Below are 310 nucleotides of genomic sequence, written 5' to 3' on the forward strand. Positions count from 1 at the left end.
CGCGCCGGACAACGTCTATGTCGGTGCCAACCAACCGGTGGTCAATGCCATCGAGGCGGTCAGCGGTGCGGATGTCTGGAAGTTCGAAAACCTCAACCTGGACAAAACGCCTGTAAGCACCACTGTTACCGACGAGCCGGGTACGCCGGGCAATCCAGGCGGCAACAACGAAGGCGATCTGGTCAAAGTTACTATCACTGCTGACCAACCTTCGGTGGCCGAGAACGTCAAGCCGACCTTCACCGTGCACATCAACCAAGCTTTGGCTCACGATCTGGTCGTGACCCTGAGCAACAATGCCCAGGTCACT

The 310-nt window shown here is 57.7% G+C and carries 1 protein-coding gene; it reads left to right on the forward strand.

Annotation, left to right across the window (positions count from 1 at the left end; genetic code table 11):
* Positions 1-310 (forward strand): immunoglobulin-like domain-containing protein (locus ACLEJP_RS25555; RefSeq protein WP_440810923.1); only part of this gene is annotated, 310 nt, incomplete at both ends.

The sequence above is a fragment of the Pseudomonas sp. SMV7 genome (assembly GCF_052041995.1).
GTDB lineage: Bacteria > Pseudomonadota > Gammaproteobacteria > Pseudomonadales > Pseudomonadaceae > Aquipseudomonas.